Genomic DNA, 13,145 nt, shown 5'->3' with positions numbered 1-13,145 from the left:
TCACAGCTCACAGCTCACAGCTCACAGCTCACAGCTCACAGCTCACAGCTCACAGCTCACAGCTCACAGCTCACAGCTCACAGCTCACAGCTCACGCTGATTATGTAATCAAGCGTATTTTTTGTCAAGCCCTAAAACAGACTTTTTCACATTTTTGTGAGAAGGTCTTTTCTGTTGTGTATGAAAGTGAGGGACTTGTATGAATCAGGCATTCGAAACAGCGATTCAACAAGCCCTACGAGAGGTGGTAGAAAGCTTTGATGAACAGTATGTAGCTGAGGGACTATTAAAAAAAGATGCTATTATAGTAGATTTAGATAATTATAAACCTGAGTTGGTTGAAAAGATTTTGACAAATACAATTCTAAATGAAGCATTTACCGAGGATATTGCTGGTGCGACAATTTTGAAAATCAATGATATCATTCAAATGCTTGAAGTTGATGAATATTGGTCAAACTCTTACACGCGTTACACCAACAAAATCGGATTAGCAGCAGATAATCGCTATCTAGATGAAACAACAGATGTTGTCCTAAATTTCCCCTACAAAGATGGTATCTTAAAAGCTGGTATGACTAAAGATGATGTTTCAAGGGAAGATGCTGAAGAATCCTTTTTAAATGAGATAGTTGCTAGAGAAGAGATTGATGTCCTCCTTGATGAAAAGATTTTTAAAAATGCTAAGAAATATGACAAAAATGGCTCTTCTCCTGTATCAGAAATCAAGGATACGGATAACCTGATTATCAAGGGAAACAACCTGTTAGCACTCCACAGTTTGAAAAAACGATTTGCAGAGAAGGTGAAATTGATTTATATCGATCCACCGTATTATTTTGAGGGGACAAAAGACGCCGATACCTTTTCTTATAATTCGAATTTTAAGTTATCCACTTGGTTAACGTTTATGAAGAATAGACTAGAAGTTGCAAGAGACTTATTGGATGACGGTGGAGTGTTGCTTGTTTCTATGGCAGAAGATGGTCAAGCCTATTTAAAAGTGTTGATGGATGATGTTTTTGCGAAGAATGATTTTGTTGAAACTTTTATTTGGCGGAATACTGATAACGCTGACTCACTTGGGAAAAAAAGTCGTAGCGGTGTAGAATATATCCATGCTTATGAAAAGAAGAAAGACCCAAGTGTTCGTTGGATTGGTAAGGATGCAGAAAATGGAGACGCACCATTATTAAATTCAAGTAATTCTATTGGAACACTTAACTTCAGAGCAGGAGTTATTCGATTTAATATTCCAGATGGACATTATTTTGCCGGGCAAAAATCGTCAGTAGTTCTTGAGGACGATTTAATAATTGAAAATGGTAAAAATAAAAATGCTATTCGGTTGACGGGTAAGTTTAAATGGGGACAAGACTATCTTGATAACGAAGTTTCAAAAGGAGGAGACTTTGTTATTAAATCAGATAAGTTTTCTATTCGATATCAAAAAGCAGAAGCAGGCAATGTTGCCCCAGAAAAATTTATTGATGAACGCTATCTATCAAAAATTTTTGGAGTGGGCACAAATGAAGATGCTAAAACTCATTTGAAAGAATTAGGTTTTGACTTTTCATACTCTAAACCAGAAAGTCTGTTAGCATTTTTTATTAGAGCGGTAACTTCTGAAAACGATATTGTCCTTGACTTCTTTATGGGTTCGGGAACTACTGCAGCAGTTGCTCACAAGATGAATCGTCAGTACATCGGTATTGAACAAATGGATTATATTGAAACCGTAGCGGTAGAGAGATTAAAGAAAGTTATTGATGGAGAACAAGGTGGCATTTCTCAAGATGTTGCTTGGTCTGGCGGTGGTTCATTCATTTATGCTGAATTAATGGACAAAAATGCAACCTTTATTGATGCTGTTCTTAACTCTAAACATTCTGATGAATTAAAGGCTATCTTTGACGACATGAAAGCCACACTTGATTTTGATTTCAGAGTGGATTTACAAGAAGTTGACCAATCTATCTGGGATGAAGATTTTGAAATGCAGAAAAAAATTCTTGTGAAGATTATTGACAAAAACCAGCTCTATCACAACTACTCTGAAATTGATGATGAAACCATTAAATTGCAATTATCCCAATCAGATTATGATTTCAATAAGAGTTTTTATGGAGAGAACTGATGGTTAGAAAAGCAAAGAAAAAAGAACTGATCTTTGAACTCTTCGATGAATTGAAACAGCTGGATATGGATATTTTGAACGAACAGCATGGTTGGGAATTACCACAGTATATTGTAGAAAATCTCAAGCATGAAGCACGTTCTTATCAAAGTGAAGCTATTCGCTATTTTCATTACACTCAAGCATCAGATACTTTCAAGTTTCGAAAACCAAGACAGCTGATGTTCAATATGGCAACTGGTTCGGGAAAGACTGATTTGATGGCTGGTTTAATCCTCTATCTTTATAAAGAAAAAGGGTATCAAAATTTTCTGTTTACAGTGAATACAAATGGTGTTCTGAGTAAGACCATTGATAATCTAACGGGTGCTCAATCTACGAAGTTTCTTTTCAATTCCAACTTAGAAATTGATGGGGAACATATCTTTATCAACCAGATTTCAGGAAGATTTCCAGATTTTCCTAATAAAAATGTAATTAATATTAAGTTTGTTTCAATTCAAACATTGACAAATGACCTCTTCACACAGGCAGAAAATATCATGTCATTAAAAGATTACCAGAAGACAAAAATGGTTATTCTGGCGGATGAAGCCCATCACTATTCTGCTTCTACGAAAAAGAAAAATAAAGCAGAATTGGAAAAAATCTCATGGGAAAAATGCCTACTTTCTCTTCTTCACGCACATGCTGATAATCTCTTGCTAGAATTTACCGCAACACTTGATTTTGACGATGAGACCATTTATCAAAAATATCGAGATAAGATTATTTACCGTTATACCTTGGATTCATACATCAAAGAGCGATATTCAAAAAATGTAAGACGCATTCAGACGGGGAATTCCAACGAAGATAACATGCTTAGCACCGTTCTTCTGAGTGAATATCGTCGCAAATTTGCTCTAGAAAAATTTGGGATTGAGATAAAACCAGTCATTCTTTTCAAATCACATAAAATTGATGCTTCCTATGAAGCAAATAAGCTATTCAATGAGATGATTGATAGTCTGACTGTGGAAAGTTTAAGGTCGTTCCTTATTTCGCAACTGAGAAGTGTATCAGAAGAGCAAAGCCATACCCTACAGCTAGCTTATCAGTATTATCTCAAGAAGGATGACCTTTCAACTGTTGTTCGAGAAATTAAGCGTGGTTTTTCACCAGCTAGAATTCTAAATGCAAATGATTCAGATAGTGGCTCAAAAGGGTTGCTAGAAACAGGACAGTATCAAGCCCTCAATTCGCTTGAATCGCCCAATAATCTGTATCGTGTAGTCTTTGCCGTAGCAAAATTAACAGAAGGTTGGGATGTCCTCAATCTTTACGATATCGTTCGTATTAGCAACTTGGGAAAAATGAATGATAAAAGAGATGCTAAATCAACCAATTCTGAGGCTCAGTTGATCGGACGTGGGGCGCGATACAATCCTTTCTCCTTAAATCAAAAGATTTCTTACCAAAGACGATTTGATGAATCAGATGAAACAGCAAGTCTTTTGTTGGAAACACTACACTACCATACCCTTAATGAGCCACAATACATTAAGAATTTGATGGCATCACTTGACAAGATGAATCTTGCGACTGGGACTGATGAAAAAAATCCTCCAATTGAAATCAAACTGAAACCCTCTTTCAAGAAAACCCAAATCTTTAAAGCAGGTAAACTTTACTATAATGAAACTGAGGAAATTCCTGACAGTCACTATGTGAATTTACGTGCATATGGTATTGAAATTTCTAAGCTAGCCAATGTAACCTATTTTAAATCCACCTATGAGACAACTTACCTTTCAGCTGAAGCAATAGAGTTAAAAACGTCCCAATTGAGGGGAGTTGATATTCGTTATTTTAAAAAATCAATTAGCCGCTCTAACTTTTTCCGATTTGAAAATCTGAAAAGATATCTTCCAAATCTCAAGTCCATTGAAGATTTTTGGGGCGAAAATTGGCTAGATTTGCAAAATCTTACACTCTCTGTCACAACAGAAAAAGAAACCATTGTAGAAGATTTTTCCGCTATGGAAAAGCTGAAAATTGTTGATAACTTTTTTAACCTACTGGCTGCCAAAATAAAGGCAGGTTATCGCAAAGCAAGAGGTACGAACCGCTTTATCGGATATCCAATTACAGAATATCTCGTTGATTATCGCAAACGAATACCTAATTATGATACAGCTAAACATAGTGGCTCCTTCATCGAACAAAAAGTAGCTAATATTAGTTTTGAAAAATTTGACTTTTTTGCTTATCAATCAGCTATAATCAATAGAAATGAAGAAAATCTAGTTAATGCTATTGCCAACCATATTGATGAACTAAGAGAACAATACGGTGATGTTTTCCTCATTCGAATGGACGAAAACATGCTAAAGGGGACAGATAAAGTTGAACGATTGAAATTGCACCAATTTGAAGAGAATCCACGGGAAATCAATTTTTCAGGATTTCAACCAGACTTTATCCTACTTCTTCAAAATAAGGATTACTATCTTCAAATCTTCATTGAACCCAAAGGTGAACAATTGGCAGAAAAAGATAGATGGAAGGAGGAACTCCTTTCATACATCAACGACCATCAAGAAGATTTGATTTTCGAGGATGAAGTTGATGGAGTTATCATCAAAGGACTTAAATTCTATAATCAAGAAAATAGTAAGCAAACACTCAATCAATTAGCACAGATAGCTCTTGAAAAACCACATTTTGGTGGAAATATTAGGCTGGACTTATTCTAAATATCAAAAAGACGATTTCCGCTTGGATAATCGCCTTTTTGCTATTTTATCTTGTAGTTGGTATAAGCTGGTATATATTCCCTAGAAAGTATGCTCTATCCCTTGTACCAAAACTGTAGTCCCCATTAATCGGTGTGTAGCTGTCATAGTCTTTCATCTGAATGGAAGTTCTATCTGCACTATCAAAAATCGTTCTCTCTGTTCTTTTGATTCCCTCCGAGTTTGGGACTGATCCAGACTAGCATAGCAATAATACTTGATTTCTTTTCAGGATAAATAACTTAGTCATTAATACAGTGCCTCCTTACCCAAGGATACCAAGACAGAGCAAAAAAGCCTAGATCAACTAGACTTTCTTTGTTTATTCTACTGTTACTGACTTAGCAAGGTTACGTGGTTTGTCCACATCAAGGCCACGGTGAAGTGTTGCAAAGTAAGCGACTAATTGCGTTGGTACGACCATTGAGATTGGTGAGAGGTAAGGGTGAACGGTCGTAAGGACGATATCGTCTGTCTCTTTAGCAACATTTTCTTCTGCGATAGTGAGAACCTTAGCACCACGGGCTGCAACCTCTTGGATATTTCCACGAGTATGGTTGGCAAGGACTGGATCTGACAAGAGGGCCAAGACAGGCGTTCCCTCTTCAATCAAGGCAATGGTTCCATGCTTGAGTTCTCCTGCCGCAAAGCCTTCACACTGGATGTAAGAAATCTCTTTGAGTTTGAGACTTGCTTCCATGGCTACATAGTAGTCTTGACCACGTCCAATGTAAAAAGCATTACGAGTTGTTTCAAGAAGCTCTCGAACCTTGGCATCAATGGTTTCTTTCTCAGAAAGAGTTGATTCGATAGACTGAGCTACGATTGACAACTCATGAACCAGGTCAAAGGCTTGGGCTTTGGCATTGCCGTTTGCTTCTCCGACTGCTTTTGCAAGAAAGGCAAGAGCTGCAATTTGTGCGGTGTAGGCCTTGGTTGATGCCACGGCAATTTCAGGACCCGCGTGAAGAAGCATAGTATGGTTGGCTTCACGAGAAAGAGTTGAACCTGGCACGTTTGTCACTGTCAAGCTTGGAATGCCCATTTCATTAGCTTTAACCAAAACTTGACGGCTGTCAGCTGTTTCACCAGACTGGCTGATAAAGATAAAGAGTGGTTTCTTGCTGAGAAGTGGCATCCCATAGCCCCACTCAGATGAGATACCAAGTTCAACTGGTGTATCTGTCAATTCTTCTAGCATCTTTTTAGAAGCAAATCCTGCGTGGTAAGATGTCCCAGCTGCAAGGATGTAGATACGGTCTGCCTCTTGAACAGCCTTGATGATAGACGGGTCTACGACTACTTGACCAGCCTCATCTGTGTAAGCTTGGATCAACTTACGCATAACTGTCGGTTGCTCATCGATTTCCTTGAGCATGTAGTAAGGATAAGTTCCCTTACCGATATCAGACAAGTCAAGCTCAGCAGTATAGCTAGCACGCTCACGGCGATTGCCATCATAGTCTTGCACTTCAACGCTATTAGCCTTGACGATTACCAACTCTTGGTCATGGATTTCCATGTATTGGTTGGTTTCACGAATCATAGCCATGGCATCTGAGCAGACCATGTTATAGCCATCTCCAAGACCAATCAAAAGTGGTGATTTATTCTTAGCCACGTAGATGACTTCAGGATCTTGTGAATCAACCAAGGCAAAGGCATAAGAACCACAGATGATGTGAAGAGCTTTTTTGAAGGCTTCAAGAACTGAGAGACCATCTTCTTCAGCAAATTTTCCAATCAAGTGAACGGCGATTTCCGTATCTGTTTGCCCCTTGAAGTGGTGACCTGCAAGGTATTCTTCCTTTATTTCAAGGTAGTTCTCAATCACCCCATTGTGCACCAAGACAAAACGTCCAGTCTCAGAGCGGTGTGGGTGAGCATTGTACTCCGTTGGTTTTCCGTGAGTCGCCCAACGCGTATGTCCGATACCAGTTGTACCCTCAACACCAGCTGTTTTAGCAGACAATTCTGCGATACGACCAACAGCCTTGACTAGATGATTTTCAGCACCACCTAGGACAAAAATCCCCGCAGAATCATAACCACGGTATTCGAGCTTTTCAAGCCCCTGAATCAAAATATCAGTTGCATTTGTGTTTCCAACAACACCGACAATTCCACACATAGTATATACGACACAGACCAGCTGTGCTTTCTCCTTAAATTGGTATAGTCTGATTTCCCTTTTACAGAATCAGCAAAGACAGTATATACTTGTTTTTCTCACTTGTCAAGAATAAAAATTGGTATAGTTTTTCTATCTGATATTTTATCAAGATTTCACTTGATACCTGACAAGTCGGCATCAATTACTTATAATAAGGGGAGGAGGTATTTGCCATGTGGTTTTTCTTCGCACTTTTATCAGCTATCTTTGCAGCCTTAACGTCAATTTTAGCCAAGATTGGGATTGAGGGAGTTCCATCCAATCTAGCAACCGCTATTCGTACGGTCGTTGTCATTCTTATGGCTTGGGCCATGGTTTTCTTGACCAATAGTCAGACCGAAATTGTCAACATCAGTAGAAAAAGTTGGCTCTTTCTCATCTTATCTGGTTTAGCCACTGGCGCTTCTTGGCTCTGCTACTACAAGGCCCTACAGATGGGCAATGCGACTGAGGTATCTGCTGTCGATAAATTCAGTCTCGTCATTACCCTTGTTCTAGCCTTTTTCTTTCTACAGGATATCCTGACGTTTAAAACAATTATTGGCTGTATCCTGATTACGATCGGAACCTTGGTGATGATATTGTAATAAAAAGTGAGATGAACACCATCTCACTCTTTTTATTCTTAAAATCCATTATTTTCACTGAGCTCTTTGAACCAGTGACCTGATTTCTTCAGGCGACGTTCCTGCGTTTCCAAATCAAGCTCAACCAAACCATAGCGGTTCTTGTAGCTATTGAGCCATGACCAGCAATCGATAAAGGTCCAAATTAAGTAACCTTTACAGTTAGCACCGTCTTCAATGGCGCGATGAAGCTCAGCAAGATGCCCTTTGACAAAGTCGATACGATAGTCGTCCTGAATCATGCCATTCTCACGGAATTTATCTTCGCCTTCAACACCCATGCCGTTTTCGGTCAACATCCACTCGATATTGCCATAGTTTTCCTTGATATTTTGAGCGATATGGTAAATCCCTTGCTCATAAATTTCCCAACCACGGTGTGGATTAATTTTACGGCCTGGCATGACATAAGGCTCATAGAAATGTTCAGGCAAGAGCGGACTGTCTGGATGCTTGGCAAAACGAGGTGCCATAACACGCAAAGGTTGGTAATAGTTAACTCCAAGGAAGTCCACTGTATGCTCGCGAATGAGTTCTAACTCTTCAACAGTGTACTCCGGCAGCAAATCATGCTCAGACAAAATTTCTACCAACTCCTGTGGATAAGTCCCCAAAACAGATGGATCTAGGAAAGATTGAGCTTGGAAGAGGTCCGCAATGCGAGCAGCCTTGACATCCGCAGGATGCTGACTACGTGGATAGGCTGGTGTCAAGTTTAAGACAATCCCAATCTTAGAATCAGGCAAAATCTCATGACAGGCCTTAACCGCAAGACTACTAGCCAATTGTGTGTGATAGGCAACCTTAACCGCTGCTTGGGCATCTACCTTATGTGGATAATGAGCATCGTAAAAATAGCCAAATTCTACAGGAACGATAGGCTCATTAAAGGTAATCCATTGGTCCACCAAGTCACCGTAAGTCTCAAAACAAAAACGAGCATAGTCTTCATAAGCTGAGACGGTTGCCTTATTTTCCCAGCCATCACCAGCTTCTTGAAGAACAAAAGGCAAATCAAAGTGATAGAGATTGACTAAAAGACGAATCCCCTTGGCCTTAATAGCTTCAAAGACCTGACGGTAGAAAGCCACCCCTTGCGGATTGACCTCTCCACGCCCCTGTGGGAAAATACGAGACCACTGGATAGAAGTTCGGAAGGCTGTATGCCCAGTCTCTACCAAAAGCTCAATGTCCTTTTCCCAGTTTTCATAGAAAGTCGATGTTTTATCAGGTCCAATTCCATTGTAGTAGCGATTGGGTTCCACCTGATACCAATAATCCCAGAGATTATCTCCTTTACCATCACCAAGCACTCGTCCTTCTGTCTGTGGTCCAGAAGTAGAGGAACCCCAAACAAAATCCTTTGGAAATTTTAACATTATTATACCTCTTAACTTGATTATGTATTTATTCACTCCAATTATACAGAAAAAACAAGGTAAAAACTAGTTACATTTTTGCCTTGTTTTTCTTCTGATTATAGTTTTTATTTCTTGCTTAGGATTTCAAGGGTTTCGAGCAAGTTGTCTGCGTGAACTTCAATTGTGTCACCAGTTGCCTTGATCTTAACTTCTACGATACCATCAGCTGCTTTCTTCCCAACAGTGATGCGGATTGGAAGACCAATCAAGTCGCTATCGCTAAACTTCACTCCGACACGTTCGTTACGGTCATCTGTCAAGACTTCGTAACCAGCTTCCATCAAGCTTGCTTCAAGTTTTTCTGTTAAGGCTTGCGCTTCTTCATCTTTGACATTGACAGTGATCAAATGCACATCAAATGGTGCCAATTCTTTAGGGAAGTTAACTCCCCAAGCATAACGGTATTCACCTTTTGGCGTTTTGTTAACAAAGAGGCGAGCGTGTTGCTCTATAACGGCTGAGAGGAGGCGGCTAACACCGATACCATAACAGCCCATGATGATTGGCACAGCACGGCCATTCTCGTTCAAAACATCTGCACCCATGCTTGCTGAGTAGCGAGTTCCGAGTTTAAAGATGTGACCGATCTCGATACCACGCGCAAAGTTTAGGACACCTTGTCCGTCTGGAGAAATTTCACCCTCACGAACTTCGCGGATGTCCACATATTCTGCAGTGAAATCACGACCTGGGTTCACACCCGTCAAGTGGTAGCCATCTTCGTTAGCCCCTACAACAGCGTTGCGAACATCTTGCACCTTACGGTCTGCAATGATTTTCACATTTTCTGGTAAAGCAACTGGGCCAAGCGAACCAAAGCCTGCTGGGACGGCACTTGCGACTTCTTCCTCGCTAGCCACATCAAAGAAATCTGCTCCCAAATGGTTCTTCAACTTGACTTCGTTGAGTTGGTCATTTCCAACTAGAAGGGCTGCAACAAGCTCACCATCTGCCATGTAGAAGAGGGTTTTAATCGTTTGCTCTTCTGGCACGTTAAGAAAGGCTGCCACTTCATCGATGGATTTAACACCTGGAGTTTCCACTCGAGTCACTTCTTCTTCGGTAACAACACGGTTGCTTGGTTTGTACTCGTTTGTTGCCATTTCCAAGTTAGCTGCATAGCTAGACTCACTTGAGTAGGCAATGGTGTCTTCACCAGAAACCATCCATTTAAGCAATTCTACCTTGATTTCTTCTTGTACTTCTGCAGGAATTTCATCAAATGAGGCAACTGACTTGTCCAAGACAACCCAGCGGTCAAGGTCTGTACGAGCAGGAGTGATGGCCATAAATTCTTGGCTATCCTTACCACCCATGGCACCACCGTCACCGATGATAGCCTTGAAATCCAAACCACTACGAGTGAAAATTCGTTCGTAGGCCGCCTTGTACTCGTCATAAGTCACATCCAAACTATCGTAATTAGCATGGAAACTATAGCCGTCTTTCATGATAAATTCACGCGTACGGAGAAGTCCGTTACGTGGACGTTTTTCATCACGGTACTTAGGCTGAATTTGGTAAAGGTTAAGTGGCAATTGCTTGTAAGACTTGACAGAGTCACGAACAATGGCTGTGAAGGTTTCTTCGTGTGTTGGACCTAGGATAAAGTCCGACTTTTCACGGTTTTTCAGTTTATAAAGGTCTTCACCATAGGTTTCATAACGACCTGATTCACGCCAAAGATCGGCACTGAGAAGGGCAGGAGCCAACATCTCCACCGCACCAATCTTATCAAACTCTTGGCGCATAATGTTCTTAGCCTTTTCAATCACACGGTTAGCAAGTGGTAGGTAAGAATAAACACCGGCAGAAACTTGACGAACATAGCCAGCACGCAACATAAGGGCATGGCTGATAACTTGAGCATCACTTGGCATTTCGCGAAGCGTTGGGATTAGCATTTTACTTTGTTTCATAATATTCCTCGATTATCTAAAAGAAGAGTCGCATAATGTCATTCCAGGTCACAGCTAGCATCAAGGCAACCATGATAACTACACCAGCCATGGTGACATAGGTTTCAATTTCTTGTTTAAGGGGTTTCCGGCGGATAGCCTCTAGGATATTGAGCACAATCTTTCCACCATCCAAAGCTGGGATAGGGATCAAGTTAAAAATCCCGATATTGATGGAAATCATAGCTAAGAAGTAAAGGACATTCTCAATTCCATTTTTAGCAGCATCGCTACTTGCCTTAAAAATAGCAACGGGACCACCGAGTTTGTTCAAATCTGGATGGAAAATCAAGTTTTTCAGAGCCGAAAGGATACGGAGCCCTGAGTCAGCAGCAGTTGTAAATCCACCAACAAACATGGATAGAAAGTCTGACTTGACTTCCGGTTGAACCCCGAGAATATAACGTCCTTGATTCTCTTCTGAAGTCACCGTGACTTGTTTTTCGCTACCATTTTCAGAAATGGTCACATCTAAGGTCGGGGCGGTCTTGTCCTTGGTATCTGCTTCCACAGCCTGGGTCAAGTCTTGCCAATTCTTAACCTCATGCGAGCCGATCTTGGTAATTTGGGCGGTCTCAGCTACACCTACCTTAGCCAAAGCTCCCTCTGGCATGACATGAAAGAGATTGGTTTGAGTATCTCTAACACCGCCTTGCAAAAAGATCAGGATCCAAAAAACAACAACACCTAAGATAAAGTTATTCATAGGACCTGCAAAGTTGGTGATAAGCTTACCCCAGATAGAAGCATTTTGATACTGTACATCCAGAGGAGCGATGCGTACTTCGGTTCCGTCTTCTTCAACAACCGTCGCATCATGATCCACTGCAAAAGTCTTTTCTTCTTCCAAGACCAAACCCTTGATAAAGAGCTTGTCTTCAAAGTCAAACTGAGTTACCTGCATAGGAAGAGCCGTTTGATCCAGTTTCTTCCCTGAGAGGTTGATCCGTTTGACCTTACCATCGTCGGCAAGTGTTAAACTGACTGGAGTTCCTGTCTTGATTTCTGTCGCATCATCACCCCAGCCTGCCATACGAACATAGCCTCCTAGAGGAAGGATCCGAATGGTATAAGCAGTGCCATCCTTACCGATATGGGAAAAAATCTTGGGCCCCATACCAATAGCAAATTCACGAACTAGAATGCCTGATTTCTTGGCAAAGTAAAAATGTCCAAACTCATGCACCACCACTATAATCCCAAAAACGAAGATAAAGGTTAGCAATCCAATCATTCAATCTTCCTTTCTTTAAAACAGGCCAAATAAGTGCATCATTGGAAACACAACCAACATGCTGTCAAAACGATCCAACACTCCACCATGCCCCGGGATAAATTTCCCAGAATCCTTGACACCGAAATGGCGTTTCATGGCACTCTCAATCAAGTCACCAAACTGGCCTGCCACACTGAAGAAGGCAGCAAAAAGACTCATCCTATAAATTCCATAGGGAAGAGCAACTGTACTGTCCACTAGCATGAAGAGTACTGTTATCAGTACCGCACCTAGAATCCCCCCAACAAAGCCCTCAATACTCTTATTAGGAGAAACTCTCGGGGCTAACTTATGCTTGCCAAAATTCACCCCCGTCAGATAAGCTGCACTATCTGTCGCCCAAACGATAAAGAGAGCCAGAAGAACCTTATCAAATCCAGCTATACGAGCATCTAGTAAGGCATTGAAGCCAAAACCAACGTAAAAACTCACAGCAATCGGAAAGGAAGCATCTTCAATCGTATAGCTTTTACTGAAAACTGTCGTCCCTAACATAATTGTAATCAAAACACTGTAGGCAACTACATTGCCATCAACCGGCAAAAAAGTTAGGTAATTTTCTAAGGGGATTGTAAGCGCAAAGGTTGCAAGGAGGGTCAAGGTGCCCTCAATGGTCATGGTCTTTAGTCCCTTCATGTGAAGGAGCTCATGGACACCTAGCATTGCTAACAAGCCAATCCCTATCTGCAACAGGAGCCCGCCAACAAACAAGACGGGAAGGAAGATAAGCAGAGCCAGTCCAGCAAATAGTGTTCTCTCTTGTAAATCCTTGGTCAT

Annotated in this window: 8 protein-coding genes; 3 read left to right on the top strand and 5 right to left on the bottom strand. The window is 40.8% G+C overall.

The genetic code is table 11. The annotated features are described in order from the left end of the window. Positions 1-199: 199 nt before the first annotated feature. Entirely contained in the window at positions 200-2,137 is a 1,938-nt protein-coding gene (locus tag ATE34_RS05385) for a site-specific DNA-methyltransferase (protein ID WP_084911269.1), read from the top strand. Further along, on the top strand, positions 2,137-4,875 hold the full coding sequence (locus ATE34_RS05380) for a DEAD/DEAH box helicase family protein (RefSeq protein WP_084911268.1): 2,739 nt from the start codon (positions 2,137-2,139) through the stop codon (positions 4,873-4,875). Before ATE34_RS05385 ends, ATE34_RS05380 begins: the two co-directional genes overlap by 1 nt. A 361-nt stretch (positions 4,876-5,236) precedes the next feature. Here the strand turns inward: ATE34_RS05380 and glmS are convergent, their stop codons facing one another. Further along, positions 5,237-7,045 (bottom strand): glutamine--fructose-6-phosphate transaminase (isomerizing), encoded by a 1,809-nt coding sequence (glmS, locus tag ATE34_RS05375; RefSeq protein WP_084911267.1) that lies wholly within the window; start codon positions 7,043-7,045, stop codon positions 5,237-5,239. Between the two features lie 215 nt (positions 7,046-7,260). Between glmS and ATE34_RS05370 the strand changes: the two genes are divergently transcribed. Then, complete coding sequence (locus ATE34_RS05370; protein WP_049500700.1) at positions 7,261-7,674, top strand: EamA family transporter; 414 nt, start codon at positions 7,261-7,263, stop codon at positions 7,672-7,674. Positions 7,675-7,712: 38 nt separating this feature from the next. Here ATE34_RS05370 and ATE34_RS05365 read toward each other — a convergent pair whose 3' ends face one another. The 4 genes from ATE34_RS05365 to ATE34_RS05350 form a co-directional block, all read right to left on the bottom strand. Continuing rightward, positions 7,713-9,092: a glycoside hydrolase family 1 protein gene (locus ATE34_RS05365; RefSeq protein ID WP_061598827.1), complete on the bottom strand. Its 1,380-nt coding sequence runs from the start codon at positions 9,090-9,092 to the stop codon at positions 7,713-7,715. Between the two features lie 107 nt (positions 9,093-9,199). Then, positions 9,200-11,053, bottom strand: a complete 1,854-nt coding sequence (locus ATE34_RS05360) for a proline--tRNA ligase (RefSeq protein WP_061598829.1) — start codon at positions 11,051-11,053, stop codon at positions 9,200-9,202. Between the two features lie 16 nt (positions 11,054-11,069). Beyond that, on the bottom strand, positions 11,070-12,326 hold the full coding sequence (gene rseP / locus ATE34_RS05355; RefSeq protein ID WP_084911266.1) for an RIP metalloprotease RseP: 1,257 nt from the start codon (positions 12,324-12,326) through the stop codon (positions 11,070-11,072). Between the two features lie 15 nt (positions 12,327-12,341). Beyond that, the gene (locus ATE34_RS05350; protein ID WP_084911265.1) at positions 12,342-13,145 is read right to left on the bottom strand and encodes a phosphatidate cytidylyltransferase; all 804 of its coding nucleotides are present in this window, start codon (positions 13,143-13,145) and stop codon (positions 12,342-12,344) included.

Origin of the sequence: Streptococcus oralis subsp. tigurinus (genome assembly GCF_002093545.1) — a bacterium.
In the GTDB taxonomy this organism is placed as follows: domain Bacteria; phylum Bacillota; class Bacilli; order Lactobacillales; family Streptococcaceae; genus Streptococcus; species Streptococcus oralis_C.
This window is presented reverse-complemented; position numbering and strand designations above follow the sequence as displayed.